This is a genomic window from Flavobacterium sp. (assembly GCF_027484205.1).
Taxonomy (GTDB): Bacteria; Bacteroidota; Bacteroidia; order Flavobacteriales; family Flavobacteriaceae; genus Flavobacterium.
This window is the reverse complement of the sequence record NZ_JAIXUB010000023.1, coordinates 63,783-90,287: the sequence shown is the minus strand read 5'-3', so window position 1 is coordinate 90,287 and position 26,505 is coordinate 63,783. Positions and strand designations below refer to the sequence as shown.

At 30.2% G+C, this 26,505-nt stretch carries 26 protein-coding genes and 1 pseudogene; 16 read left to right on the top strand and 11 right to left on the bottom strand.

Annotated features, from left to right (window positions below; translation table 11 throughout):
• Nucleotides 1–25: 25 nt before the first annotated feature.
• From Q0049_RS10625 to Q0049_RS10615, 3 genes are read right to left on the bottom strand one after another with little or no spacing between them, the layout of a single operon-like run.
• Complete coding sequence (locus Q0049_RS10625; RefSeq protein WP_298119527.1) at nucleotides 26–2,035, bottom strand: cytochrome c biogenesis protein CcdA; 2,010 nt, start codon at nucleotides 2,033–2,035, stop codon at nucleotides 26–28.
• On the bottom strand, nucleotides 2,035–3,354 hold the full coding sequence (tilS, locus tag Q0049_RS10620; RefSeq protein WP_298119525.1) for a tRNA lysidine(34) synthetase TilS: 1,320 nt from the start codon (nucleotides 3,352–3,354) through the stop codon (nucleotides 2,035–2,037). Before tilS ends, Q0049_RS10625 begins: the two co-directional genes overlap by 1 nt.
• Nucleotides 3,355–3,377: 23 nt before the next feature.
• Nucleotides 3,378–4,670: an anthranilate synthase component I family protein gene (locus tag Q0049_RS10615; RefSeq protein ID WP_298119523.1), complete on the bottom strand. Its 1,293-nt coding sequence runs from the start codon at nucleotides 4,668–4,670 to the stop codon at nucleotides 3,378–3,380.
• 338 nt (nucleotides 4,671–5,008) lie between these two features.
• On the opposite strand from Q0049_RS10615, the gene Q0049_RS10610 reads away from it, so the two are divergent.
• Nucleotides 5,009–5,389: a DoxX family protein gene (locus tag Q0049_RS10610; protein WP_298119521.1), complete on the top strand. Its 381-nt coding sequence runs from the start codon at nucleotides 5,009–5,011 to the stop codon at nucleotides 5,387–5,389.
• Nucleotides 5,390–5,777: 388 nt separating this feature from the next.
• Here the strand turns inward: Q0049_RS10610 and Q0049_RS10605 are convergent.
• The 4 genes and pseudogenes from Q0049_RS10605 to Q0049_RS10590 form a co-directional block, all read right to left on the bottom strand.
• A pseudogene (locus Q0049_RS10605) lies at nucleotides 5,778–6,392 on the bottom strand (superoxide dismutase); the annotation flags it as partial.
• Nucleotides 6,393–6,592: 200 nt separating this feature from the next.
• Entirely contained in the window at nucleotides 6,593–7,996 is a 1,404-nt protein-coding gene (lpdA, locus tag Q0049_RS10600; RefSeq protein ID WP_298119520.1) for a dihydrolipoyl dehydrogenase, read from the bottom strand.
• Between the two features lie 222 nt (nucleotides 7,997–8,218).
• The gene (locus Q0049_RS10595) at nucleotides 8,219–8,638 is read right to left on the bottom strand and encodes an META domain-containing protein (protein WP_298119517.1); all 420 of its coding nucleotides are present in this window, start codon (nucleotides 8,636–8,638) and stop codon (nucleotides 8,219–8,221) included.
• A gap of 151 nt (nucleotides 8,639–8,789) precedes the next feature.
• Complete coding sequence (locus Q0049_RS10590; protein ID WP_298119515.1) at nucleotides 8,790–9,242, bottom strand: Lrp/AsnC family transcriptional regulator; 453 nt, start codon at nucleotides 9,240–9,242, stop codon at nucleotides 8,790–8,792.
• Nucleotides 9,243–9,467: 225 nt separating this feature from the next.
• Here Q0049_RS10590 and Q0049_RS10585 point away from each other — a divergent pair, with 225 nt between their 5' ends.
• The 9 genes from Q0049_RS10585 (at nucleotide 9,468) to Q0049_RS10545 (ending at nucleotide 17,261) form a co-directional block, all read left to right on the top strand.
• Complete coding sequence (locus Q0049_RS10585) at nucleotides 9,468–10,670, top strand: aminotransferase class I/II-fold pyridoxal phosphate-dependent enzyme (protein WP_298119513.1); 1,203 nt, start codon at nucleotides 9,468–9,470, stop codon at nucleotides 10,668–10,670.
• A gap of 222 nt (nucleotides 10,671–10,892) precedes the next feature.
• The gene (locus tag Q0049_RS10580; RefSeq protein WP_298119512.1) at nucleotides 10,893–12,077 is read left to right on the top strand and encodes a hypothetical protein; all 1,185 of its coding nucleotides are present in this window, start codon (nucleotides 10,893–10,895) and stop codon (nucleotides 12,075–12,077) included.
• Nucleotides 12,078–12,236: 159 nt separating this feature from the next.
• The gene (locus Q0049_RS10575) at nucleotides 12,237–12,668 is read left to right on the top strand and encodes a hypothetical protein (RefSeq protein WP_298119510.1); all 432 of its coding nucleotides are present in this window, start codon (nucleotides 12,237–12,239) and stop codon (nucleotides 12,666–12,668) included.
• Nucleotides 12,669–12,972: 304 nt separating this feature from the next.
• The gene (locus Q0049_RS10570; protein ID WP_298119508.1) at nucleotides 12,973–13,485 is read left to right on the top strand and encodes a DinB family protein; all 513 of its coding nucleotides are present in this window, start codon (nucleotides 12,973–12,975) and stop codon (nucleotides 13,483–13,485) included.
• Nucleotides 13,486–13,532: 47 nt separating this feature from the next.
• Complete coding sequence (locus Q0049_RS10565; RefSeq protein WP_298119506.1) at nucleotides 13,533–13,877, top strand: YciI family protein; 345 nt, start codon at nucleotides 13,533–13,535, stop codon at nucleotides 13,875–13,877.
• 1 nt (nucleotide 13,878) lies between these two features.
• Nucleotides 13,879–15,126, top strand: coding sequence for a sigma-70 family RNA polymerase sigma factor (locus tag Q0049_RS10560; RefSeq protein WP_298119504.1), 1,248 nt, complete (start codon nucleotides 13,879–13,881; stop codon nucleotides 15,124–15,126).
• A gap of 155 nt (nucleotides 15,127–15,281) precedes the next feature.
• Complete coding sequence (locus Q0049_RS10555; RefSeq protein WP_298119502.1) at nucleotides 15,282–15,821, top strand: hypothetical protein; 540 nt, start codon at nucleotides 15,282–15,284, stop codon at nucleotides 15,819–15,821.
• A 357-nt stretch (nucleotides 15,822–16,178) separates the two neighbouring features.
• Nucleotides 16,179–16,304: a hypothetical protein gene (locus Q0049_RS10550; RefSeq protein WP_298119500.1), complete on the top strand. Its 126-nt coding sequence runs from the start codon at nucleotides 16,179–16,181 to the stop codon at nucleotides 16,302–16,304.
• Between the two features lie 153 nt (nucleotides 16,305–16,457).
• Entirely contained in the window at nucleotides 16,458–17,261 is an 804-nt protein-coding gene (locus tag Q0049_RS10545) for a hypothetical protein (protein ID WP_298119499.1), read from the top strand.
• A gap of 201 nt (nucleotides 17,262–17,462) precedes the next feature.
• Here the strand turns inward: Q0049_RS10545 and Q0049_RS10540 are convergent, their stop codons facing one another.
• Nucleotides 17,463–17,693, bottom strand: a complete 231-nt coding sequence (locus Q0049_RS10540; protein ID WP_298119497.1) for a hypothetical protein — start codon at nucleotides 17,691–17,693, stop codon at nucleotides 17,463–17,465.
• 198 nt (nucleotides 17,694–17,891) lie between these two features.
• On the opposite strand from Q0049_RS10540, the gene Q0049_RS10535 reads away from it, so the two are divergent.
• The 4 genes from Q0049_RS10535 to Q0049_RS10520 all read left to right on the top strand — a co-directional run bounded on the left by Q0049_RS10535 (nucleotide 17,892) and on the right by Q0049_RS10520 (nucleotide 19,712).
• Nucleotides 17,892–18,323, top strand: coding sequence for a hypothetical protein (locus Q0049_RS10535; RefSeq protein WP_298119496.1), 432 nt, complete (start codon nucleotides 17,892–17,894; stop codon nucleotides 18,321–18,323).
• Nucleotides 18,320–18,562, top strand: a complete 243-nt coding sequence (locus Q0049_RS10530; protein WP_298119494.1) for a hypothetical protein — start codon at nucleotides 18,320–18,322, stop codon at nucleotides 18,560–18,562. Before Q0049_RS10535 ends, Q0049_RS10530 begins: the two co-directional genes overlap by 4 nt.
• Nucleotides 18,563–18,622: 60 nt before the next feature.
• Nucleotides 18,623–19,162, top strand: a complete 540-nt coding sequence (locus Q0049_RS10525) for a hypothetical protein (RefSeq protein ID WP_298119493.1) — start codon at nucleotides 18,623–18,625, stop codon at nucleotides 19,160–19,162.
• A 127-nt stretch (nucleotides 19,163–19,289) separates the two neighbouring features.
• Nucleotides 19,290–19,712 carry a DUF1801 domain-containing protein gene (locus tag Q0049_RS10520; RefSeq protein WP_298119491.1) on the top strand — a complete coding sequence of 141 codons (423 nt, stop codon included), beginning with the start codon at nucleotides 19,290–19,292 and terminating at the stop codon, nucleotides 19,710–19,712.
• A 7-nt stretch (nucleotides 19,713–19,719) separates the two neighbouring features.
• On the opposite strand, the gene Q0049_RS10515 is transcribed toward Q0049_RS10520, so the two are convergent.
• Both Q0049_RS10515 and Q0049_RS10510 read right to left on the bottom strand, forming a co-directional pair.
• A complete protein-coding gene (locus Q0049_RS10515; protein WP_298119490.1) occupies nucleotides 19,720–20,715 on the bottom strand; it encodes a hypothetical protein in 996 nt (331 codons plus the stop codon).
• Nucleotides 20,716–20,889: 174 nt separating this feature from the next.
• Entirely contained in the window at nucleotides 20,890–21,774 is an 885-nt protein-coding gene (locus Q0049_RS10510; protein ID WP_298119489.1) for a hypothetical protein, read from the bottom strand.
• 97 nt (nucleotides 21,775–21,871) lie between these two features.
• Between Q0049_RS10510 and Q0049_RS10505 the strand changes: the two genes are divergently transcribed.
• Together Q0049_RS10505 and Q0049_RS10500 are read left to right on the top strand one after the other, a co-directional pair.
• The gene (locus tag Q0049_RS10505; RefSeq protein ID WP_298119488.1) at nucleotides 21,872–22,912 is read left to right on the top strand and encodes a formimidoylglutamase; all 1,041 of its coding nucleotides are present in this window, start codon (nucleotides 21,872–21,874) and stop codon (nucleotides 22,910–22,912) included.
• Between the two features lie 67 nt (nucleotides 22,913–22,979).
• Entirely contained in the window at nucleotides 22,980–24,227 is a 1,248-nt protein-coding gene (locus Q0049_RS10500) for a DEAD/DEAH box helicase (protein WP_298119487.1), read from the top strand.
• Here Q0049_RS10500 and Q0049_RS10495 read toward each other — a convergent pair.
• Nucleotides 24,224–26,431: a response regulator gene (locus Q0049_RS10495; protein ID WP_298119485.1), complete on the bottom strand. Its 2,208-nt coding sequence runs from the start codon at nucleotides 26,429–26,431 to the stop codon at nucleotides 24,224–24,226. The two genes, Q0049_RS10500 and Q0049_RS10495, sit on opposite strands and share 4 nt — an antisense overlap.
• Nucleotides 26,432–26,505: the final 74 nt, after the last annotated feature.

Genomic DNA, 26,505 nt, shown 5'->3' with positions numbered 1-26,505 from the left:
CTAAATATTTAGATGGGCTTTTAAATTATTTTTTGAAATTTACAATTCCTTGTTTTAACCAATTGGCATAAAAATCAATATCAGGATTATAACTTGTAGTTGGTGTAACTTTATTTAAATTATTTCCTTGATTATCAACTAAAACGTAAAGTGGTTGCGTATTTGTATTGTATTTTGTAATCATGAAATCGGTCCATTTATCACCTATCGTTTCTATTTCAGATCCCGTTGATTTTGATACAAATTGCTCTTCTTTTGGCAATGGACGTTTATCATCGGCATACAATGAAATTAATACAATTTCATTTTTTAGAATATTCAATACTTTTTCATCTGACCAAACGTTATTTTCCATTTTTCTACAATTCACACAAGCATGACCTGTAAAGTCTAGTAAAGCAGGTTTTTTAACTTCTTTGGCATAAGCCAAACCTTTATCATAGTCCGTAAAAACTATCAATCCATGTGGTCCAATTTCAGCACCATCAGGAAGTTTTTCTTCACTAGCAACAGATGAACCTCCTACTCCATTTGGACTTTCACTATAAGTTTGTGGTGGCGGAAATGCACTAATAAGTTTTAATGGAGCGCCCCAAAGTCCTGGAATCATATATACGGTAAATGATAGAACTGTAAGCGCCATAAACAATCTTCCAACAGAAATGTGGGTTAATGGCGAATCGTGTGGCAATGTAATTTTTCCCAATAAATAAATTCCCCAAGTTCCAAAAATAGCTATCCACAATGCTAAAAATGTTTCTCTTTCAAACCAATGCAATTGTAATACTAAATCGGCATTGGATAAAAATTTGAATGCTAAAGCCAATTCTAAAAATCCTAAAGATACTTTAACTGTATTCAACCATCCACCAGATTTTGGTAGCGAATTTAACCAACCTGGAAACATTGCGAAAAGCATAAAAGGTAATGCTAATGCAGATGAAAATCCTAACATTCCAACAACTGGTGCTATTCCACCTTTAGAAGCTGATTCTACTAAAAGTGTTCCTACAATTGGACCAGTACACGAAAAAGATACAATTGCTAATGCCAAGGCCATAAACAATATTCCTATAATTCCACCTCTATCTGCTTGTCGATCTACTTTATTTGCCCATGAATTAGGCAACATAATTTCAAAAGCTCCTAAAAATGATGAAGCAAAAACAACTAATAAAACGAAGAAAATGATATTGAACCAAACATTTGTTGAAAGCGCATTTAAGGCATCAGCACCAAAAATAGCAGTAACTGCAAGACCCAAAACAACATAGATTAATATAATTGAAATACCATAAATAATAGCATTCCTTTTTCCTTCGGCTTTTGTTTTACTTTGTTTGGTAAAAAAACTAACCGTCATCGGTATCATTGGAAAAACACAAGGCGTTAATAAAGCTGCAAATCCACCAAGAAATGCAAGGAAAAATATGGTCCATAAACCGCGTTCTTCCTCTTTTTTTGGTTCTTCTTTTTTAGTTTCAGGAGTAGCAACTGGAGTAGTTTTAACTTCTTCGGTAGTTGTAGAATCTACTTTTACTGAATCAACATTTGATACCGGTTTATCTAAGTTTTCTGCAACTTTAATTTCAGGAATTTCAAAAGTAAAATCTTTATTATCATTAATACAAGCTTCTTTACATACTTGGTACTCAAAGTTTAACTTGATATTCTTAACTTTAGGATTGGTTACTTTCACTTTTTGAGTAACAGTTACTTTTTTCTCAAAATAATATTCGTCAACTTCAAAAACGTCATTGAATGCTTTTTTATAGGGACTTTCTTTTGCTTTACCAACTAATTCATAGTTTCCTTTTTGGTCTTTAAAAGTAATTACAATAGGCAACGAACCACCATCTGGTGTGAATTGAGAATAGACATGCCAACCTTCTTCAATCGTTCCATTAATAACTAAATTAAATTCATTATCAGAAACTTTTTCAGTTTTTGTTGTCCATTTAACAGGATTTTTTACTTGAGCATTTACATTAGTTAAAACCAAAAAAGCTATAAGCGTGTAAAAGAAATTCTTCATTATAGAATCGTTATTTTTAATATTTTAGTTGTGTTTGTCGTTACTTTAAAACGTTCATCTTGTCGCATTCCTACAATCCATACAATTTGATTATCAGAACATAACAGCCATTTATTTAATTTATCAATTAAAGATAATTTTTCGTCCTTAAAATACTTACTCACTTTCTTTGTGCCTTGCATTCCAAACGGATGAAAAATATCTCCTTCTTGCCATTTTCGCAATTCAAGTGGAAACTTCAATTGATCTTCATCGACAAATATACTATTTGAATCTGAAATAGAAATGTCACCTACGTTACAAAAGGCAAATTTTAAGGGAATATTAACTTGGCTAGAATTCTTATCAATTTTAAAAATTTGATTCCTATTAGTCTCGTTCTTTGGAGATAAAATCAAATATGACCTATCTTTTAATAATAAAAAGTTCTCACAGAAAACTTGTTTACCTGATTGCGAATGCACTAAATCATAAATATCATCCCAAGCCGAGAAACCATAATCTTTGAGCCATTGGTACAAATAGGCATCATAATTAGGCAGTTTTAAAAGTTCCTTCAAATTAAATTTTAACTCATTTTCAGATTCTTCTACTACAATTTTGTAAACTAATTTGGATGCATCATCAACCATAGATTGCGATTGCTTCAAATTTTGAATAGTTTTTTCAAAAGAGGTTAACAAATTAGGATTTAATTCTTTTAAAATTGGAACTACATTATGGCGCAATTTGTTTCGTAAATATATATCTGAGGCATTACTCGAATCTTCACGCCATGAAATATTGTTTTCATTGGCAAAAGTTTCAATTTCATCTCTAGAAAAAACTAATAATGGACGAATTATTTTATCGTTTTGATTTGGAATTCCTATCAATCCATCTAAACCAGTTCCACGACTTAAATTGATTAAAAAAGTTTCTAAACTATCATCAAGATGATGTGCCGTAAGAATATAATCAAAGTTTTCTTTTTCTAACAATTCATAAAACCAATCATAACGCAATTTTCTGGCTGCTAATTGAATCGATAAATTATAATCTGAGGCAAACTTTTTAGTGTCAAATTTTATTGCAAAGCATCTCGATTGCGCTCGATGTGACAAAATACTAACCTGATTTATTACAAAATTTTCATCGGCATCGCTTTCTTCGCCACGAAGTTGGAAATTGCAATGCGCTACAGCAAAATTATAGTTTAATTGATGCAATAAATGAACCAAAACCATACTATCGATGCCACCACTAGTTGCTAAAAGAAGTCTTTTTTCTTTTAGATATGGGAAGTTTTTATTTAAGTGATTTTGGAATGTAGTAAGCATGTTCAAAAGTAAGTAAATTATTTTTATTGAAGTACTTCAAACATTGCTTTAGCTTTTAGTAAACACTCGTCATACTCACTTTCGGGAATGGATTTTGAAGTTATGGCACTTCCAACAGAAAATGAAAGATACTGATTTTTAAAATTATACAAAATACTTCTAATCACAACATTAAAATCAAAATCGCCATTTGGAGTAAAATAACCAACTGCTCCGCTATACAAACCTCGTTTGGTTTCTTCTAAATTTTCGATAATGTTCATTGCCGAAATTTTTGGCGCTCCAGTCATACTTCCCATTGGAAAAGTAGTTTGAATAATTTCTACCGGTGAAGTAGTATTTTCAACTTCTGAGACAATTGTAGAAATCATTTGATGTACTTGTTTGAAAGTATAAATTCCGCACAATTCTTCAACATTTACAGATGCTTTTGTTGCTGTTTTTGATAAATCATTTCGAACCAAATCGACTATCATAATATTTTCGGAGCGCTCTTTTGGATTGTTTTCCAATTCCGTTTTTGAAACTTCATCACTTTCAATATCAAACGAACGTTTAGCAGTTCCTTTTATAGGTTGGGAAATAACTTTCAATCCTTCTTTTTTCAAATAACGTTCAGGTGATGCACAAAGCAAGTAATCTGTATTGTTTTTGAAATATACTGCAAATGGTGGTTCCGAAATTATGTTTAGTTTTTTGTAGATTTCTAATGTGTCAATTACCGCATTTTCTGCATAAAATTCCATACAAAAATTAGCTTCATATATATCGCCGCGATGAATATGCTCGAGCATTTTCTCAACTTTAGAAAGATAGTTTTCTTTTGAAATTCGTTGGTTGATAATACAAGAAGTTGGAAGTTGGAAGCTGGAAGTTGAAGATAGAATTTCTTCAAAATCAGAATCAACCTCATCATCACACATATTTAAATAATGCATTTCCAATTGATTTTCTTTAACTAAAAAAAGCTTTTTAGGTTGGAAAAAAAATAGGTCAGGAAACTGCAAACCATCGTTGTTATTGGATTTTAAATCTTCAATGTCATTTTTTAAATCGTAAGATAAATATCCAAAAAGCCAATCGTTAGTTTGACTTTGATATTGATGTAAATCTATAAAAGCGTTCGTATAGTCGGTTTTGATGGACGTTAAAGCGTCAACGGCAAGAATAAAATCGTAATTAGCATACTTTCTACTAGAATTATAATTGGTATTACTGTCCAAAAAAACAACCTCTCTAAATTGTTGTGCCCAATGAAGTAGTTGATTTTTAAATTCAGAAATGTTGGAAAGCGATTGTTTGCGAATTGTTCTCACAGTGATTTTATAAAGACTTCAAAAATACAATAAAATTCATCGTTGTCCGATAAAACAAACAATTACCTTGTTAAGCCTTATAAATATTGAGGGAATTTAGATTCAACTTAATTTTTAATGTATTCTCGCAAAGGTACAAAGGCACAAAGAACTTGGATATAAACTGTGGCTTTGTGGCTTTGCGAGAAAATAAATAAAATAGTTTTTAGCAAAAACTATTTTAATCGGACATTAATGAATAAAATTATCTTTTTTGACAAAACGATGAATTGTTAAAGAATGTCATCCGAAAAAATATTTTATTATCTTTGAAATACTAACCAATAAATTTAATACTTATGAGAATTGCAATTATTATTGTGAGATTACTTCTTGGAGGCATGATGCTTTTTGCTTCTATATCTTATTTCTTTGATCTTGGTCCGGCTCAACCTACTCCAACAGGAGATTTAGCTACATTAATGGCAGGATTTATGGCTTCAAAATACATTTTCCCTGTCGCAAAAGCCATTGAATTGATTGCGGGTTTAACATTGATATCAGGTAAGTTTTTACGCATTGGTGTTATAATTTTATTACCTATTAGTATCAATATTTTCCTTATTCATGCTGTTGTAACCAAAACTGAAATACCAATTGCTGCTGCTATTTTGCTAGCCAATTTATTTCTAATTTATGCCAATTGGAACAGTTACAAACATTTATTTGAATGGAAATAAAACAAAATAAAAAAGCCCTGAATAAATCTTCAGGGCTTTTATTTTAATGTTCTTCGTTTGTACAAAGTCCGATGATTTCATGAAACACATCGTGTAATTTTGTTAAAGCTTCGGTTAGTTCTTTATCCGATTTTTTACTTTTAACTAATTTGTCTAACTTCTTACTATCAACAGCTAATTTTTGTACTGCAGCAACAACTTCTTTTTTATTAAACTCCGCAGGAATTGTTGATTTAGCTAACAAATTTGCTTTCTCAACCATTTCTTTTGATCGTGTTCGAATTGGTTCAAGATTACCTTCTTCACTAGGATGAAATGTTTGCGACATTACCTTGTGAAAATCTTTCAGTGCAGGCCAATCATCAAACTTACCTTTAGTAGCCGCTTTAAAATTATTACTTACTTCATTCCAATTGATTACATTCCAAATAGCCGATAAATAATCGGCACGTTTGTTTTGATATTTTAAATAATATGCGTGTTCCCAAACATCGATTCCTAAAATTGGAGTTCCTTTATTTTCGGCAACATCCATTAATGGATTGTCTTGATTAGGTGTTGATGAAATGGCTAACTTTTTATCTTTATCCACATACAACCAAGCCCAACCAGAACCAAATCGTGTTGCCGCAGCAGCATTCAATTTTTCTTTCAAAGCATCAATACTTCCAAAAGCATCATTAATAGCTTTCTCCAACTCAGGTGATGGTTTTGTATTTTTTTCAGGAGTCAAAATAGACCAAAACAATTCGTGATTGTAATGTCCGCCAGCATTATTTCTTATAGCTGGTGAAAATTTTGAAACATTTGCAAAAATTTCTTTGATTGACAATTTTTCAGCTTCCGTTCCTACTATTGCTGCATTTAGATTTTTCACATAAGCCGCATGATGCTTACTATAATGAATTTCCATAGTTTGAGCATCAACAAAAGGTTCCAAAGCATTATATGCATAAGGCAAAGGTTTTTGAGTAAACTGAGCCGATGCGGTTACTCCTATCATAAGAAATAATAAATGTAATTTTTTCATTGAATAAAGTATTTAAATATTAAATAGCGTTTGAATTATAAACAAAGGTACAAATTTGCTAACCTTAACAATTTTGATTTCTTAATTTTAACAAAGGAATTAACTTTTCAAAAAAAATCCCAAATCCTGAATTAAACAATTTGGGATTTGGGATTACTATTTTAAGTTTTTTATTAAACGTGTAATGCTCTATTATCAGTAGCAGCTAATGCAGCTTCTTTAATAGCTTCTGCAAATGTTGGATGTGCATGACTCATTCTTGAAACATCCTCGGCTGACGCTCTAAATTCCATAGCAGTTACCGCTTCTGCAATTAAATCGGCACAACGAGCACCAATCATGTGAACTCCAAGAACTTCATCAGTTTTAGCATCAGCTAAGATTTTTACAAAACCATCGGTATCGCCACCAGCACGAGCTCTTCCTAATGCTTTGAATGGAAAACTTCCTGCTTTATAAGTAACTCCATCAGCTTTTAATTGCTCTTCTGTTTTTCCAACAGCAGCAACTTCTGGCCAAGTATAAACAACTCCAGGAATTAAATTATAATCAATATGTGGTTTTTGACCCGCTAAAATTTCAGCAACCATTACACCTTCTTCTTCCGCTTTGTGTGCTAACATTGCACCACGAACCACATCACCTATAGCGTAAATATTAGAAACATTCGTTTGTAAATGATCATTTACTTCTATTTGTCCTCTTTCGGTTAACTTCACTCCTGCTTTGTCTGCATTTAATCCGTCAGTGTATGGACGACGACCTACAGAAACTAGAGAGTAATCGCCTTCTAAAGTGATGATTTCACCCTTAGCATTTTCAGCTTTAACGATTACTGTTTTTCCTTTTCTATCTACTGATTGGACTTTGTGAGACGTGTAGAATTTCATTCCTTGCTTCTTCAACACTTTAGTCAATTCTTTAGACAAACCTGCATCCATACCTGGAATAATTCTGTCCATGAATTCTACCACCGAAACTTCTGCACCAAGACGAAGATAAACTTGCCCTAATTCAATTCCAATAACGCCACCACCAATAATCACTAAATGTTTAGGAACTTCTGGCAATTTTAATGCTTCTGTTGAAGTGATGATTCTTTCTTTATCTAATTTTATAAAAGGCAAACTTGAAGGTTTAGATCCTGTTGCGATAATGATATTTTTTGCTTCCACTACTTCAGATGAACCATCAGCTTTGGTAACTTTTACATGTGTTGCATCTTCAAACGAACCAACACCTTCTAAAACCGTTACTTTGTTTTTATCCATTAAGAACTTAACACCTCCAGAAGTTTGGTCAACAACGGCTTGCTTGCGTTCAATCATTTTTTGAAGATTTACTTTAACTTCACCAGAAACTTCAATTCCATGATCGGCAAAATGTTGTAATTCTTCATAATGATGCGAAGAAGCTAAAAGTGCTTTTGAAGGAATACAACCTACATTTAAGCAAGTTCCTCCAAGTGTTGGATATTTTTCTACAATTGCGGTTTTGAAACCAAGTTGGGCACAACGAATTGCCGAAACATATCCGCCTGGACCAGAACCTATGATGACTACGTCAAATGAACTCATGATATCTATTTTTGTGTGTTTTATTAAAAGTTGCACAAATTTACGAATTAAATTGCAATGGCAATATCAAATTCAAAAATCAAGTTCAATTTTCAATCTCAATTTTAGACAATCTGTCATCCTGAGCGCAGTCGAAGGAACACTATCCAAATCAAAGTTAAAAAACACTTTTTCTTAAACACTATAATACACTTTACAAGATTACAATATACTAGGATACAATTAATCCCAATCTTGAGCAACAAATTCCATTTTTTCTCCTTTAGATGACGTTAAAGTTAATTTGTGTCCTTCTATTTTGTATGTTAAAATTGAAGTGATCTCATTGCAAAAATCAATTTCTAAATTAAAACCTTGGCAATACATTTTTGTAGAAATTCCTTGCGAAAAAGTTATCGTATTCTCAGAAATTTTATATCCAAACGACAAATTATTACAACCCATTTTAGCCAAAGCTCTTTTAGAATTATTTAAATTTAAAAAAGCATTTTTCTTAACTAAATCTTCTTTAGTATAGTTCTTAAAACTTACTAACATCCAAACTCGATTGATGTTTTGATTGTCTGCTTCTGATACGTTCTTTTTACAACTACATGATAATACAAAGATTGAAGCTAGAATTATAATTGATAGATTTTTCATGATTACAAATTTTTATTTTACAAATTTCATGAATTTTCACGAATTACGCATTGTTTTTTATCATCAGACGAAGGAGAAATTGCATAATTTGTAGACATGATCTGATTTATCCTTCGTCGAAATGACAAACTGAATTGAAAACACTAATGTTTTAAACTGTAAAAACCGTTGTATTCTTTACTTCACCTATCATAAATGTACTGTGTGTACTTCCAATATGTTGCAACGTAGTTAGCTTAGTAACCATAAACTCGCGATATTCTTCCATGTCTTTGACACAAATTTTCAGAATATAATCATAGTCACCACTTACGTGAAAACACTCCAAAACTTCGGTTAGTTGCACTACTTCACTTTCAAATTTTGTCAAAAAATCTTTAGAATGTTGGATGAGTTTTATATGACAAAAAACCACAAATCCTTTATTGATTTTGTTTCTGTTAAGCAAAGCAACATATTTATCAATGATACCTTCGCGCTCTAATTTTTTTATGCGTTCATACACCGCAGTAACCGATAAATTCAATTTTAAAGAAAGCTCTTTAGTCGTTTTCTTAGTATCATTCTGTAAAAGCTGAAGCAGTTTTTTGTCGGTTGCATCCATTTATATTAGAAGTTGGAAGTTTTTAAAAATCTAAAAACTTAAATTTATAATTTCAAATTTAGTTATTTTTTCTAAATAATACATATTAAGTAGTTTTAAAATCTAATTAACTTATTTACTATTGACTTTTAATCTACTAATAATGAATTTTGAAATCAGATTAACAAAATCGAATAGTTAGACTAACAACTAAAAACTCATAATTTACAACTCATAACTAAAACTATGAACAACTTCAATCCTGCAGATAAAATACAAGACTTACAATATTTTGGCGAATTTGGCGGAGTAAATCCATCTATTTCAGATAGTTCTACTTACACTTTTCTCTCAGCTAAAACAATGTTCGACACCTTTGAAGGCAATGCCGAAGGTTGTTATTTATATTCTCGACATTCATCTCCTATGAATCTATACTTAGGAAAAGCATTGGCTGCCATGGAAGGAACAGAAACTGCTAATGTTTCTGCATCAGGAATGGGTGCTATTACACCAGTTTTAATGCAACTTTGTAGTGCTGGCGACGAAATAGTTTCGAGCAGAACAATTTATGGCGGAACGTATGCTTTCATGAAAAATATGTTACCCAATTGGGGCATCAAAACTCATTTTGTTGACATTACAAAACTAGATGTTGTCGAAGCTGCCATCAATGAAAATACAAAAGTTTTGTATTGCGAAACGGTAAGTAACCCATTGTTAGAAGTTGCCGATATTGAAAGTTTGGCAAAAATTGCTAAAAAACACAACTTGAAATTGGTAGTTGACAATACCTTCTCGCCGCTTTCTGTTGCTCCAGGAAAGTTAGGTGCTGATGTCATCATTCATAGTTTGACAAAATTCATTAATGGAAGTAGTGATACAGTAGGTGGTGTTGTATGTGGTACACAATCGTTTATTGATGATTTAAAAAATGTAAATAATGGTGCCATGATGTTGTTTGGTGCAACAATGGACAGTTTTCGTTCGGCAAGTATTTTGAAGAATTTGAGAACGCTTCACATCCGAATGAAACAGCATAGTTATAACGCTATGTACTTAGCTACCAAATTTGAAAACGACGGATTGAAAGTAGTTTATCCAGGTTTGAAAAGTCATCCAAGTCATGAACTTTATAATGCTATGATCAATCAAGAATATGGTTTTGGTGGCATGATGACTATTGACGTAGGCACGTTAGACAAAGCCAACGAATTAATGGAATTGATGCAAAACAGAAACTTAGGTTATTTAGCGGTGAGTTTAGGATTTTACAAAACGTTATTCTCTGCTCCAGGAACTTCAACTTCTAGTGAAATACCATTAGACGAACAAAAAGAAATGGGGTTATCTGATGGATTGATTCGTATGTCTATAGGTTTAGATAACGACATTGAAAGAACCTATCAAATGATGAAATCTTGCATGACAGAATTGGGTATTTTGTAGGATTGTATAATACATATTGTGATTTATATTTTAATTAAATCCGTTAGAGTTTTACTTTGACGGATTTTTAATTTAAGACCTAACTTGTTGTAGTTTTTTTTTATATTTGAGAAAAATAAACCAATATGTTGTACTAGTTATAGCAATATTGGGTGGATATATATGATAACTTCATACATATACAATAGTTATTCACAATTATCGAGAACAATATATACAATTATGAATTTACAAACTGTCGAAGAAGCCGTAAATAAGTGTACTCTTTTCTTTAAAAAATTGAACTTGGAAATTTCTATTTCTGAGTTCGATGAAGATTTTGTACAAATAGACTTTCCTAGAGAATATGAAGAGATAATCTATACATCTGAAGATTTTTTAGAATATGTAGATGGTATTGAAGACATTAATTTTTCTTTAGAAAATGTTTATATTAAAAACATATCTCAACATCCAATTTTTGCAACAGATCAATTAGAATCATTACTTGACAAAATTCGATTTCACTTTGAAAATGAAGAATTTACACTCGAAGTAGTTAAATTTCCTTTTCTATTAGGAATCGCAAATGTAAAATACAGTTATTACAGTAAATATGCTCCATCCTGTACAACTTATTATGCATTGGAAATAAAGTATAAAGGAAATCAAAAGCTATCGCTCGAAGAAGAAAAAAAGATTATCAAAACTTTTATATTTGAATATTATCAAGCCACAAATATTCTTCTTGAAACTACTGAATTATTTGATTTTGATACTGAATTTTATGGTTTCGAAGAGGAAGAAGAGGAAAACGATGATAAATTAAAAGACATTTGCATTAACGAATTGATTGAATATAATGATTCTATCGAATCTTACTTAAAAGCCGCAGATACAAAAGATTCAGAAATAAAATTTCTTTGCTACTATAAAATAATAGAGTTCTTTTCCCCAAAAGTTGCCAAATTAAAAGCATATGAAATTATGTCTAGAAAATTGGAAACCATAAAATATAGAAATGTTGAAAATGATGATCTAAATAAGCTCTTCGAGATATCAGATTCATATAAAAAATCAAAGTCTGACAGTGAATTATGCAAAACGGTTTTGTCAATCAGTGTTGACATTATTGATATTTTTAATTTACTTCCTGTAAGTATAATTAAATTTATTTGTAAAAATACCAAGCTAAATCCTAAAGATATTAACTATGAGCTTAACCAAGAAAATATTGACAGTATATTCCAACAGTTAGGCAGAATTTTATACAGTACTAGAAATAAAATTGTCCACGCAAAATCAAATTATGTCTCAGATGGATTTGAATGTAAAAATGAAGATTTAAATGAATTAAATGAATTCTTATCTAAAGCAACATTTCAGATTTTAATTTGGAACAATAAACTACCAAAACATTCCAAATAATAACCGTGCATAACACTTGCTAAAACTTATGGTTAGTTTTTCGGTAAATTGTCCGTTTACTTTTCATAACTTCGCTTAGTCGGTTATGGAAAAAAAGATTTCCATAAGCCGCCACAAGCTCTAGCAAGGAAACGTTAGCAACAATATTAGAAAACTTCAATGACTCAACAAATATTATTTATAATTGTCATTTTAATTGGGGCATATTATGCAAGAAAATATGGAAAAAAAGCTCAATTAGATATTGAGAAACATAGCCAATTGAAAGATATATCGAAAACTCAAGATTTGCATGACTATTTGAAAACAAATGTTTTTTTTGATCTCAAAAACATGAATGACGGTTTTGATGCCAAATCTATATTTTATTTTTCTGAATCTGACTTTGAAATTATTATTAAAAGAATTGAAAAAATTGGTTTAGGGATTTATGGAATTGAACCTTGGTTGAATGGAGAAATGTTTGATGTCAAAAATTTTGAAGAATATGGAAGAACTTCTACTGATTCAAAATGGTATAAAAAAGCATTTGAAGAGTTTAAAAAGGAGAATCAAAATCTTTTATATTCCGCAACTTATCATTTTCCGTGACAAATAAATACTGCACCTAACAGACATTTGCATCAATGGCGTGGCTTGTGATTAATTTGGATTCCTGTTTGTTATCTTTTTCATTCAATCATGTTTTTTCTTTCTTTGTTTTCGGTACATTTGTTATTTACAGTCTTGAAGATAAGCAACATACCTAAAGCCAAAGAACGTTAGCTGTAATTTTAACCAAACATTCTGGAAACATCAACTGAAAAAAAATCTTTGAAATATTTGTCCAATTTTTATAATACCAATCGTCATAGGATTGTAACAAATATTTTAAATAATTTTAAAAAGTAAAAAAATGATTAAAGAAGCATTACTCGGTGAATTTCTGCACGAAGCCGAAAACACAAGAAAACTTTTATCTATTATTCCAAACAATGCTTTGGAATATCGTCCTCAACAGCATCTTTGGTCTATTGGACAATTAGCATCTCATATTTCAGAGCTTTACAACTGGTATGATGTTACATTCAACCAAGATGCCTTTGAATTGAGTACCTATACGTATGACAAAGGTGACATAACAAAAGTTTCTACTATTTTAGAAAAATTTGAAGCTAATGTAAAAGTTGCACAAGAAGCCATTAAGAAATCGGATGAATCTCAATATATGAATGTGTGGTCTATGACAATGAATAACGAAAAAACGGCTTTTCCATCAATGCCAAAAATTCAAGTTATCAGAAGCATCTTATACAATCATTTGTATCATCATAGAGGTGAACTTATCTCACATTTAAGAGCGACGGGAAATAAAGTACCTTCTTTGTACGGGCCAAATTTTGAAGAGTCGCAAAAAGTACAAGGATAAAAATAATTCCAGTAACAATTAATTTTAACAACTTAAAAAATAAAATAATGAAAGAATTTATGATGATTTTCAAAAGCGAAATCAACGAATCATTCGGACCTTCACCAGAACAAATGCAATCAAACATTCAACAATGGATGGATTGGTTTGGTGGCATTGCCGCACAAGGGAAAATTGTAAACGCAAATCGTTTGAGTTTTGAAGGAAGAACGTTGAAACCTAATAATGTAATTGCCGATGGTCCATACGCAGAAGTAAAAGAAATTATTGGTGGTTATGTAGTTGTAAAAGCTACTAACATTGATGAGGCCATGAAATTGGCAGAAGGTTGTCCTATTCTCATTCATGGAGGACATGTTGAAGTAAGAAGTATAATAGCAATGAACGGTTAATTTGAACGAGGCAACATTAATTCCACAACTTTTTAAAACAGAGTACAGAAAAATAATTTCTGTACTCTGTAAGTTGTTTGGTATTGTTCACATTGAAATTGCAGAGGACATTACAAACGATACTTTTTTATTGGCCTCTGAAACTTGGGGATTAAAAGGCATCCCCGAAAATCCAACGGCTTGGCTTTATACTGTTGCTAAAAACAAAACCAAAGACTACCTTAAACGTCATAAAACATTTTCTGAAAAAATAGTTGTTGATTTTAAATTGAATCAAAACCATAGTGAAGAAATAGAAGTTGATTTATCGCTTAAAAATATAACTGACAGCCAATTGCAAATGATTTTTACAATTTGCAATCCAATAATTCCAGCAGAAGCACAAATTGGTTTAGCATTAAGAATCCTTTGTGGTTTTGGAATTGACGAAATTGCAGAGGCATTTTTGACCAATAAAGAAACCATCAACAAACGATTATTTAGAGCCAAAGAAAAATTACGAACAGAAAACATCAAAATTGAATTACCCACTGAAAACAATATTAATAAAAGATTAGAAACTGTACTAACTACATTATACTTGCTTTTCAATGAAGGTTATCATTCAAGTACACAGAAAACTCATTTGCGAAAAGAACTGTGTTTAGAAGCAATGCGTTTAAATTATTTATTGATAGAAAATGAAACTACAAACAAACCCATAGTAAATGCTTTAATGGCGTTAATGTGCTTTCACTCTTCACGTTTTGAAGCAAGAACCAATCAAATAGGCGAACCAATTTTGTATGACCAACAAGATAAAAATTTGTGGAACGAAGAACTCATAGCAAAAGGAAATTTTTATTTAATACAAAGTGCCCAAGGTAATGAGTTAAGCAAATATCATTTAGAGGCTAACATTGCCTACTGGCATAGTAGCAAAATGGAAAATCCAAAAAAGTGGGACAATATTTTACAAGCTTATAACCAACTTTTGCTAATTGAATATTCACCAATAACAGCACTAAACAGAACTTATGCGTTGGCACAAGTAAAGGGTAAAGATACTGCAATCATTGAGGCAGAAAAATTAAATCTTGCAGACAATCATTTTTATTTTTCATTATTAGGAAATTTATACACAGACGTTGACAATACGAAAGCAATTAAAAATTTTGAAATGGCATTAAATTTGGCAATGACAAAAGCAGACAAATCAACAATCACTAAAAATTTGAACGACTTGAAAGGGAAAAAAAACGTCATCTAACAGCCATTTCACAAAATTGTTGGTTTAGGGATTTATCAAAAATAAAAAGGTCTTTAATTTAAAGTTTTGGTTATATTTGTAATGGTCAGTGAATGAAGTTCGCAACCTCGCCAAACGGCAAGACGTTAGTAATAATGTTAAGCTTCCGATAAAAAATGAAAAAACTAATTTTTATTCTATTTACTTACTTATTAATTACATCTTGCGCAACATCGCCTTCAACTTTAATTCCACAATCATTTACTGCAAATTCAAACAATGGAATGTTAGTTGGTACAATAGCAATAGAAAATAAAAAACCAATATTCAATCAGTATTTTTTTCACTATTTAGGAGAACTTGACAAGAGCATTTCTACTAACAGAATGATAACAATAAGACCTGAACAAATGACTTCTATGAAGTTTAAACCAGACTTTTTTGACGAGAACAAAGCGGTATATTATTTCTTAATTACTGAGGTTCAGGGCAAATATAAATTTACTACACTTAGACTACATGAAAACGGTGGATATATCCAATCGCAAGGAGAAATTCCAATGAATATAACATTTCATATTGAGAAAGGTAAAGTAAAATATCTTGGCGAAATTTATTTCAACTACGCTAACAATGCTGTAAGACTTTATAACAAAAAGGAAAGAGATATTCCTAAATTTAAAGAAAAATATCCAAACCTAATTATTGAACAATAACACTATTGCTAACTTCCGTTTGCATCAATTGCTAATCTTGCGCTTGCGTTTCTGTCTTAGTCGAAAGTACTGAGGTATTTTCAATTTTGTCTTTCAAATTAATTTAGAAGATTTGTTTTGGCTTGTGCTGACAGTAGCAACTGAATTCAAGCGCCATTACTTTGGCAGATAGCTTATTTAAAAAAATAGTACCTAAATCTACTAACATATTTAAAGAATAATTAGCTTAATATTAAATGGCGGAAACTTAATAATGAAAGACGGAAACTCAATAATGAAAGGCGGAAGCTTAATACTAAATGACGGAAACTCAATAGTGAAAAGCGGAAGCTTAATAGCGAAAGACGAAAGCTTAATATGAATTGCGGAAACTTAATAGTGAAAGACGGAAACTCAATTGTGAAAGGCAGAAGCTTAATATTAAATGACGGAAACTCAATAGTGAATGACGGAAGAAAAAACAAGACACAGAAGAAAAAGTAACAGGCAAAAAAATAATTAAGAAAGCTGATTTGCCAAAATCGGTTCCAAGAAATGAAGTGGCAAGGGATTTATCAAAAATCGAAAAGATCATAATTAAAAGTTTTGTATATATTTGTGAAGGCTTGGGCTTGGTTCATTCCAACTTCATAAAGCATGGGAAAGTTAATAGCAATTATTAAGAATAAAATGAAAAGATTAACAACAATATTGAGTTTGATAATACTTATTTCTTGTGAACAACGAGAAAATAAAACACACCTTAAGACAATTGAAAAAGTAGAAAGTGTTAAATCTGAAGCAAACCAAATTAAAATCACTTTTTACAAAGTCAACGGAAAAGGAATTTTACTAGGAGACAAAATAAAACTATTAGACGAAAACTTTAAAGAAATTAAGGACATTTCTTACTTAAACGAACATTTTGTAGAAGTAACGGAAGTAAGTGACAAATATCAGAAAATCAAACCAACGGACGACTATTGCGAAGAATTCAAATATGTCAAAATAAAGACAAAAGATTTTGAAGGCTATGTTGACGGTCGAAAAATTTATGAGCCAATTAAACACATTCAAAACAAAATAGTAAAAATTGATAATAACCAAGTTTCATTTATTGCAACAACTTATTTTGGTATTGGTGCTATGGACGATGAAGGTTTGACAGGTTGTCCTATTAACACACCAGTAGTTTTCTCAGATAAATCTATTAACTATGAAGGAATTGTAAAAATGGTCTTGAGCAAAAATTACGAAGACAATTACCCTTATTTTGAACTTAAAGATGATGCTGGAGCAAATGACGAAATTTTAAGCATTAACAAGCAAGCGGACAAATATTTGCTCAAAATAAAGCGGACATATCAAGAAGGCGGAGCAAACCTTTTAGTTGAAATTTACAAAGACAAAAGAGGAATATTTGTAGCAGAAGTTGTTGAGAATGAACGAACAGAGGAATAGAATAACTGCTTATAAATCAAATTTTACTCTATTACTCGGCATAGGTTTTTGATAAAATATTAGTCATTATATTTTTCCTTTTTCATCACGTTTTTCCTTTCAAAGTTTTGTTTACATTTGATAACAACAAACTTAAAACCTGCATAACCACAATAATATGTCTACAATTTAAATCTCATCAATAGTGATAACGTCAATTATTTATTTTTTACAAGCAGCAAATCCAAATGATGATGAATTTAATTTGTTTTTATTTACAATTCTTATCTTAGGAATAATCTTTATATGTATTAGTGTTTTACTTGCAATAGCAGTTGCAATTTTAATTTTATTATTCATTTTTGGATTAATTGCAATTGGAGCGCTATCAACATCTGTAATCATTGGTATCAATAAAAAATCTTTAACCTCTGGTTTTAGAACGTTTGCCATAGTTTTCTGCACATTTGCTTTTGGTGTAATGGGATGCGGTACCTTTTGGCTTACAAATAGAATTATACATTGGTGGAGCCAAACAAAATCAATATTTATTGGATTAACTATAGGAATAATAAGTGGCTTTTTAACTGGAATTCTAATAGCTTTTGTGATAAAAAAGTTTTCTAATTTTTTAAAACAAAAACTACAAAAATGATCGATATTAATACTGGTCATATTGTAGTGAATTTTGAAATCAAATTAGGTCCAGATATTGATTTTGAAGTTACTAATAGTTTTAACATCGATAAAAGTATTACTGACTTTAAAAATGGATACAAATGGATTCACTTTGAAAACCTTAAAGTAAATGAATTGTATCTCAATGTGAATGTATGCTTCCATAATGAAAAAACAAAAATGATTACATTCGTTGTTTCTGAAACTGAATTTAAAGCCAAAAGATGGGAAAATTGGAGTGAACAAGAAGAAATGGAAAAAATAGCAGTGTATGAAAATTGGTTAACTACTATAGTTGGAGTTAGAAGAGAATTCAATTGGGGAAAAATTTCTATTGATTATGATATTAAAGGAGGAAGAACTACAATTTCAATACTTTATAATAAACAAAAAAGTAAAAAATGAAAATTAGATTTCTTGTACTATTAATAATTCTTCTGCTTTTGACAATGTTATTTGGTTATACATTTTACATTCGCTTTCAGATGGATTACAATTCAGAAGGAACTTATTTTGATGAAAATACATTAGTTGTTTACAATCAACAAGCCTTGTTTGTTTATGGAATAATGACATTTATATTACTAACATTGACTGTATTAACCACTTGGAAATTGAAATCAATTATTAAAAAAAGCATTTAATCATATATAAAACTTTCTATCAAAAATATTGGTTAAGTTTTGTAGAAAAACATAAAAAGTATGAAAAATATAATTTTGCTTCTTATTGCAATAACGATTACTTCTTGTAAAAACGAAAATGAATCTAAAAACTCTGAAATCGTAAAAAACAAAACTTCACATACGCAAACCGAGAAAAATAAAAACGATACCATAGAAATATCTAAAAAGCATAAAATCAATAAAATTTCATGTGATTTAGATGGCGATGATTTAGAAGAAATTGTAGAAATTGTAACAAGCACTAAAAATGGAAAAAGCGGATTACGAATAGTATTCGGAAACGGAAAAAGAACCGATTATTTCGGAATGGGAAACGATATCTTAAAGCAAGGATTCAACGAAATTGATTGGGCAGGAATATTTGAAAAAGCACCAAAAAATAAAACATATTGGAATAATGTAAATGACGAAGGAGAAATCGTATCGGAAGAAGAAATAAAAGAATCTGATAAAATTAAACTTCAAAATGATGGCATATTTATCCACGCTGAAGAAAGTTGTGGTGGTGGAATAATTTATCTGAAAAATGGAAAATACGAATGGATTCAACAAGAATAAATTCTCAGATACAAAATGTTATTTAAAGAAATAAATCAATTTAAATTTTAAAATTTTATTCAGATTTTCTAAGGTTGCTATTGTTTCCAAAAAATTGATAAAACCAATAAACTTCATAAAAACTAATATGAACATTCAAGAACAAATCAAAAATTATATTGAAAGTCAAACTGCACAAAAAAGTAATGACTTACAACTGCTTCACAACGCTATACAAGAGATAAATCCTGAATGTAAATTGTGGTTTTTAGACGGTAAAAATGAAGATGGAAAAATAGTTTCTAATCCAAATGTTGGTTATGGTCTTCAAATGATTCACTATGCTGATGGAACAACTAAAGAATTCTATAAAGTTGGGATTAGTGCAAATACTACAGGAATTTCAGTCTATATTATTGGGATTGAGGATAAAACTTTTTTGGCAACTACTTACGGCAAAGAACTAGGAAAAGCCAATGTAACAGGTTATTGCATCAAATTTAAAAACTTGAAAGATATAAACTTTGAAGTTCTTACAGCAGCAATTAAATTTGGTTTAGAACGAGAATAATATAAGTTTATTTCAAAGTAAAACTTGATTTCCCAACCAATTCATCTTTATCGAAAATATTGACAAAATAAGTTCCAGGAAGAAAATCGGTTTGCAGGAATTCTTGAGTAATTGTTACATTTTCATTATTATAATCAAATGATTTTCTAAAACTGTAAGTCAGCGAACGTTCTTCAAAAAACTCCGTAACTTTTTTACCCAAAACATTATTCTTCCCGTTAATGACTTGAAAATAATACATCTTCTCACCTGCTTTCGCATTTGGATTTGCATCAAGCGTAAAAGTTATTTTTATAACATCGGTTTTGTTTGAAGAAGTAGTTTCAGCATAATTTCCAGCTGATTTAAAAACAAAAGCACCAGCTTTTACATTAGACATCGTTACCTTAGAATATCTTTTTTCAACATTTTTAACTACTTCTGGTTTTACAACAACTGGTTCCGATTTTGTAGTTGCGGCTTTTACAAAAACATCTTCCGTTTTTGGTGTTTCCACTTCTTTCTTAATTTCTGGTGTAAGAATTTCTTTTTTAGATGTAACCTGATTTCTAGGTATATTGATTTCTGTTGGAGTTTTTACTTCTTTTGTAGCTTTAACTGGAATGGCTTTTGTTGAAATTGCTTTGCTTTTTTTACCTTTTAAAACCACAATTTCATCTACCAAAATACGCATTTTAGATTCAAGATTTTTGTATTCTGTTTTATATTTTAAAAGTGCATTGGCATCGCCTTTCGTTTTTTCAAGTTCTGCAACAAGTTGATTTACTCTTTCTTTTTCTTCTTGCAATGCTTTGTAAGAGTTGGTTTTATCTGCAATTTTAGAATCATACATCGATTTTAACTCTTCAATTTCCTCCATTACTTTAGCATCATTACTTATGCTTGAAGGTTGCGAAGAATTTGAGTTATTTCCACCCATAATATATCCAATTGCTCCAGCAAGAAGCATCATCAGAACTCCAATAATTCCGATTAAAATGGGTATACTTTTTTTATTGGTCATCGTTTGTATATAATATCACAAAATAACATTAAAAATGGCATTGCTTGTCGTTAATAAACTCATGAGTTATAAACAAAAAAGGCATTTGCGAAACACAAATGCCTTTATATTGTAGTTGATGAAGTTTAATTTTTTATGATTGAAGCTAAAAATTGAAACGACTTCTTAAAAATATTATTTCAGCGTAAAGCTAGTTTTTGAAACCAATTCGTTTTTATCAAAAACATTAACAAAGTAAGTTCCTTTTTCAAAATCTTTTCCTTTCAAATTTTCTGTTACTTGAACGGTTTTGTTTTCATATTTTACAGAAGTTGTAAAACTATACGTCAATGATTTATCACCAAAAGTCTCTGTAGCTTTTTCGCCAAGAACGTTGTTTTTACTGTCAATTACTTGAACATAATAGGTTTTATCACCAGTTTTAGCAATACTGTTTTCAGCAATAGTGAAACTAACTTTTAAAACATCTGCTCGTCTTGCTTTATCTGTAGCAACTTCTTTTCCTGAACTTTTTAATTTGAAAGCTGCTGTTTTTAAATTTAAAACTGACAATTTAGAACCTTTTTCAACTGTTTTAGAAAGTTCTTCGTTTTGTCCTACAAGTGTTTTTGTATAATTTTGAGATTCTTCTAAAACTACTTTTGTACTGTCTAAATCAGTGGTAAGTTCTTGATTTTGTTTTTTCAAAACTTCAATTTCTTGCATCAAACTTTTCATTTTAGTTTGCAAACCTTCATATTGTTGTTTGTATTTTGCCATTGAAGCCGCATTTCCATTTGATTTCTTCAAATCTTCCATCAATCGCACAACCTTTTCTCTTTCTGCAATTAATTCGTCGCTCATTGATGTATTTTCGGCAATAGCTGCATCGTAAGTAGCTTTTAATTCCTCTAAATCAGTAAGTACATTTTCTTTCTCGGTTTTTTCCGATTTAATTTCAGTTTCAAGGTTTTCCGTTTTTGTAGTCAACTGAAATATGTAAAATAAACTTCCTGCTAAAAGTAACGAAAGTACTAATATTACTGCTTTTAGAGCTGAATTACTTTTTTGATTTTCCATAGTGTAGCTTTTTTATTGGACAAAATTAACAATATTATATGTGCTATAAACGTATCTTAACATAATTATATTATTTTTGAGCAAACATTTATTTTTTATGGACAATTTAATCCGTTTTTCGGTTTCTGATTTATCTAAAATTACGAATCACAGAAGTGGTGAAGTGAAGTATGGCGAAAAAATGGTCACCATTCCAAAAGAGCAAGATGTATTAGAATTTCTAAAAAAGTGTGAACAACAATTTGTCCTTTTTGGAATTCCCGAAGATATTGGTGTTCGAGCAAATTTTGGTCGTCCTGGAGCTGATTCTGCTTGGGAAAGTGCAATTAAAAGTATTGCTAATATTCAACACAACCGTTTTTGTAAAGGAAGTCAAATAGTCATTTTAGGACATTTAGATTGTTCTGAAGAAATGGAAGCTATCAAAGATTTAGATTTCAACAAAATTACTGACAGAAAGAAAATGAGCGAATTAGTTGTCAAAATTGATAAAGAAGTCGTTCATATTGTTTCACAAATTGTTAAAGCAGGAAAAACGCCTATTGTTATTGGTGGCGGACACAACAATGCTTACGGAAATATTAAAGGAACGGCTTTAGCCAAAGGAAAACCAATAAACGCAATCAACTTTGATGCACATTCTGATTTTAGAATTATGGAAGGAAGACACAGCGGAAATGGTTTTAAATATGCTTATGAAGAAGGTTTTTTAAAAAACTATTTCATCTTTGGATTGCACGAAAGTTATACCTCAAAAAGTGTTCTAAAAGAATTGAAAGATTTAGAAAATCGTGTTCGTTTTAATACCTACGACGAAGTAAATATTAGAAGAGAAAAAAACTTTCAAACCGAAATAGAATTGGCACACAGTTTTATAAAAAATGATTGCTATGGAATTGAAATTGATTTAGATGCTATTCCAAATATTGCAAGTTCTGCCATGACTTTAAGTGGTTTTTCTGTGGAAGAATTGCGTCGATTTATTTACTTTTTTGGAAAACATCAAAACGCCGCTTACTTACACATTTGCGAAGGTGCACCAAGTTTAGATAATGAAAAAAACAATCATTTAGTAGGTAAATTAATTGGCTATTTAGTTACCGATTTTATTAAAGGAAAAGTGGAAATTGATTCATAAAATTTCTATTGACTAAATATAACCTATCTTTGCAATCAATTTTAACAATGCAAGAGGCATTATATTTATGACATTCAACGATTTAAACTTATTAAAAAACATACAAACTGCATTAACCGAAGAAGGTTATGAAAATCCAACACCTATTCAACAGCAAGCCATTCCTATTATTATGGAAGGAACAGACTTGGTAGGTTGTGCTCAAACAGGAACAGGAAAAACAGCAGCATTTGCAATTCCAATTATCAACTCATTACACAGAATTGTAGGTTCATCTGCTAAAAGAAAACTAATTAGAACTCTTGTAGTTACGCCTACTCGTGAACTTGCTATTCAAATTGACGAAAGTTTTAATACTTACGGAAAATATACTAATATTCGCTCGATGGTAATTTTTGGTGGAGTTAGTCAAGTGCCACAAGTAGATCAATTGAAAAAAGGAATTGATATATTAATTGCAACACCAGGAAGATTATTAGATTTACACAAACAAGGATTTATTGATTTAGATCATTTACATCATTTAGTTCTAGACGAAGCGGATCAAATGCTTGATATGGGATTTATTAATGATGTAAAAAAGATTGTAAAACTTACGCCAGATAATCGTCAAACGCTTTTGTTTTCGGCTACAATGCCAATAGCAATTCGTGAACTTGCCGATACTTTTTTGACAAAACCAAAATATGTATCTGTTGATCCAGTTTCATCAACGGCTGAAAAAGTAAATCAGAAAGTTTATTTTGTTGGTAAAGAAGACAAACGTAAATTGTTGTATCACATTATCCGAAATGATAAAATCGAAAATGTTTTAGTTTTTACAAGAACAAAACATGGAGCAGATAACGTAGTTAAAGCTTTAAAGAAAAACAACGTAACAGCAGAAGCTATTCACGGAGACAAGTCACAAAATGCAAGACAACGTGTTTTAGATGCGTTTAAAAATAAAGAAATTTCAGTTTTGGTTGCTACTGATATTGCAGCTCGTGGAATTGATATCGAAAGTTTGCCATTTGTAATTAACTTCGATATTCCAAATATCTCCGAAACTTATGTTCACCGAATTGGAAGAACTGGTCGTGCAGGTAATACAGGTTTAGCAATTTCTTTTTGCGCGAAAGACGAACAAACATATTGGAAAGATATCGAAAAGTTGATTAAAATGAATATTAAAGTCATTAACGATCATCCTTATCCGTACACCAATGAAGTTCCAAATCCTGATGCAAAACCTGATTTAAGAAATAAAAATAAAGAAAAAACAAATTCGAGAAAATCGGATGCTTCTAAGAAGAATAAAAAACGTTGGTATTAATCAATGTTTTTTTTATTAATTAAATTAGTAATAATTTGAAATAACCTTGCTGATTCAAAAGGTTTTATAATGATATCATTCATTCCAGACGCTAGAGCTTCTTCAGTAATCTCTTGTTTATCAAATGCTGTTAAGGCAATAACTGGAATTGAATATCCTTTTTTTCTTATGAGCTTTGTAGTTTCAAATCCATTGATGATTGGCATATTAATATCCATCAAAATAACATCAAACTTTTCTTTTTCAAGTAAATCAATAGCGGCATAACCATCATCAAGAATAGTACACTTGAAATTATTAGTTTCTAGTATTTTCTTAGTTACAATTTGATTGATTTTATTGTCTTCCACTACAAGAATTCTATAGAAATTTGTAGGCGATAAATCAACAACTATATTATTAATAATTTCGTTTCGTTTTGCTTCATCTGATTCAAAACCAATAGTAAATGTAAATGTTGTTCCTTTTCGTTCTTCACTTTCAAGTTCAATTTTACTTCCAAAAAGTTCGATTAATTTTTTTACAATAGATAAACCTAAACCTGTTCCTTGATAATCGCCTTCTTTACGCTCAATTTGAACAAATTTTTCAAATATTTTTTCTTGATCTTCTTTGGCAATTCCTACACCATTATCTATAACTTGAAAATTGATAAATGACTTTGTTCCATCAATTCTATCAAGATTAGCAATAATTTTTACTTCACCATCTTTTGTGAATTTTAAAGCATTACTTACCAAATTCATAAAAACTTGAGACAAACGCAATTTATCTCCAATGACAAATTCTGGTATGGAAGCGTCAATCTTTGTGATTAATTTATTATTGTTTTTTACCGCAATAAATTCAAGCGAATCAACAATAGTTCTAATTTCATCAGAAATATTGAAAATCATGTTTTCAAGCGTAATTTTATTCTCCTCAATTTTATTTATTTGAAGTAAATCATTAACAAGAGAAAGTAAATATCTTGCAGAAAATTTTAATGAATTCAAATGCGGACTATTAGCTAACTCCTTATGCTCATCGAGAATAATGTTTGTAATTCCAACAACTCCATATAAAGGCGTTCGCAATTCGTGACTAATTGTAGAAACAAATTGTGTTTTTAATTGAGACGCAATTTCAGCTTTCTCTTTTGCAACTTTTAGCTCTTCATTTGCAACTTTCAACTCTTCGTTTGATTGGTCTCTGAACTTATTGTTTTTATATAAAGAATAAAGTAATAATAAAAGGATGAAAAATATAATAACAAAAAGCAAAACTATAAGTTTAGACTCTTTCAAATCTTTTAATTGCTCGTCTTTTTCGCCTTCAATTTTATTAATTTGACGTTCTAATTCTTCTAGTTCAATTTCACTTCCGGCAAGCTTAACTTTTTTTGTACGTTCCTCATTATAAACTTTTTCTTTAAGTTCCTTGTGAAGATTTAAGTAGTATAATGCCTTTTCAAAATCTTTATTTTTCTTGTAATGTGTTGAATAATCATTATATACATCACAAACATAGGAATCTAAAAGTTGATTTTTATTTTGGACACCTAATTCAATTGCTTGGTTAAAAAATAATTCGGCTTTGCCATTATCATTCAAATAACTAAAATAGGAACCATATAAAGTGCACATTGAAATTTTTGCTTCAAGTTGATCGCCATTTGTAATAAAATTTTTAACGCTATTTAAATAACCAACACCATTTTTGAAATCATTTGTTGCAAAATAAGCAGAGCAAATATTCAATCGAGTGTACATTATCTCGATTGAATCTTTAATTTTTTCAGAAAAATATAATGCTTTTTTATAATATTTAAGACTGGTTTTAAAATCGTTTTTTCTATAAGAATAAACATTACCAATATTATTATTTACCCAATCCTTAATGGAATCATTATTGGTTAAATTAGCATGTTTTAAAGCTTTATTGTAATAATTTAATCCTTTATCAACATCATAAAATTCTTCAAAATTTAAACCAATGATATTATATGCTTTTGCCATTAACGCATCATTTTTAAGATGATGAGCCTCATTTAAAGCAATTTTAGAAAGTTTTAAAGATTTGTCAACCTCTAAATTAAAGAAAGAGTTTCCTGCATCAGTCAACAGTTTTTCAATTTCTTTTTTAGAACGAACTTGCTCTTGAGAAAATGATAACTGTGAACCAAACAAGGCAACTAGAAGAACTCCTATTTTAAATAACTTCAATTTAATTGTATTATAAGTTTAAAGTTTGGGGCTTTAATTTTATAAAAATTACACAAAAAATCCCAAACTTAATT

Bases quoted from the DNA above. Each gene is read 5' to 3' on its own strand.
- Q0049_RS10625 (WP_298119527.1), bottom strand. From the start codon at position 2,035: ATGAAGAATTTCTTTTACACGCTTATAGCTTTTTTGGTTTTAACTAAT.
- tilS (WP_298119525.1), bottom strand. From the start codon at position 3,354: ATGCTTACTACATTCCAAAATCACTTAAATAAAAACTTCCCATATCTA.
- Q0049_RS10610 (WP_298119521.1), top strand. From the start codon at position 5,009: ATGAGAATTGCAATTATTATTGTGAGATTACTTCTTGGAGGCATGATG.
- lpdA (WP_298119520.1), bottom strand. From the start codon at position 7,996: ATGAGTTCATTTGACGTAGTCATCATAGGTTCTGGTCCAGGCGGATAT.
- Q0049_RS10595 (WP_298119517.1), bottom strand. From the start codon at position 8,638: ATGAAAAATCTATCAATTATAATTCTAGCTTCAATCTTTGTATTATCA.
- Q0049_RS10590 (WP_298119515.1), bottom strand. From the start codon at position 9,242: ATGGATGCAACCGACAAAAAACTGCTTCAGCTTTTACAGAATGATACT.
- Q0049_RS10585 (WP_298119513.1), top strand. From the start codon at position 9,468: ATGAACAACTTCAATCCTGCAGATAAAATACAAGACTTACAATATTTT.
- Q0049_RS10580 (WP_298119512.1), top strand. From the start codon at position 10,893: ATGAATTTACAAACTGTCGAAGAAGCCGTAAATAAGTGTACTCTTTTC.
- Q0049_RS10575 (WP_298119510.1), top strand. From the start codon at position 12,237: ATGACTCAACAAATATTATTTATAATTGTCATTTTAATTGGGGCATAT.
- Q0049_RS10570 (WP_298119508.1), top strand. From the start codon at position 12,973: ATGATTAAAGAAGCATTACTCGGTGAATTTCTGCACGAAGCCGAAAAC.
- Q0049_RS10565 (WP_298119506.1), top strand. From the start codon at position 13,533: ATGAAAGAATTTATGATGATTTTCAAAAGCGAAATCAACGAATCATTC.
- Q0049_RS10555 (WP_298119502.1), top strand. From the start codon at position 15,282: ATGAAAAAACTAATTTTTATTCTATTTACTTACTTATTAATTACATCT.
- Q0049_RS10550 (WP_298119500.1), top strand. From the start codon at position 16,179: ATGAATTGCGGAAACTTAATAGTGAAAGACGGAAACTCAATTGTGAAA.
- Q0049_RS10545 (WP_298119499.1), top strand. From the start codon at position 16,458: ATGGGAAAGTTAATAGCAATTATTAAGAATAAAATGAAAAGATTAACA.
- Q0049_RS10540 (WP_298119497.1), bottom strand. From the start codon at position 17,693: ATGGCAAACGTTCTAAAACCAGAGGTTAAAGATTTTTTATTGATACCA.
- Q0049_RS10535 (WP_298119496.1), top strand. From the start codon at position 17,892: ATGATCGATATTAATACTGGTCATATTGTAGTGAATTTTGAAATCAAA.
- Q0049_RS10530 (WP_298119494.1), top strand. From the start codon at position 18,320: ATGAAAATTAGATTTCTTGTACTATTAATAATTCTTCTGCTTTTGACA.
- Q0049_RS10525 (WP_298119493.1), top strand. From the start codon at position 18,623: ATGAAAAATATAATTTTGCTTCTTATTGCAATAACGATTACTTCTTGT.
- Q0049_RS10520 (WP_298119491.1), top strand. From the start codon at position 19,290: ATGAACATTCAAGAACAAATCAAAAATTATATTGAAAGTCAAACTGCA.
- Q0049_RS10515 (WP_298119490.1), bottom strand. From the start codon at position 20,715: ATGACCAATAAAAAAAGTATACCCATTTTAATCGGAATTATTGGAGTT.
- Q0049_RS10510 (WP_298119489.1), bottom strand. From the start codon at position 21,774: ATGGAAAATCAAAAAAGTAATTCAGCTCTAAAAGCAGTAATATTAGTA.
- Q0049_RS10505 (WP_298119488.1), top strand. From the start codon at position 21,872: ATGGACAATTTAATCCGTTTTTCGGTTTCTGATTTATCTAAAATTACG.
- Q0049_RS10500 (WP_298119487.1), top strand. From the start codon at position 22,980: ATGACATTCAACGATTTAAACTTATTAAAAAACATACAAACTGCATTA.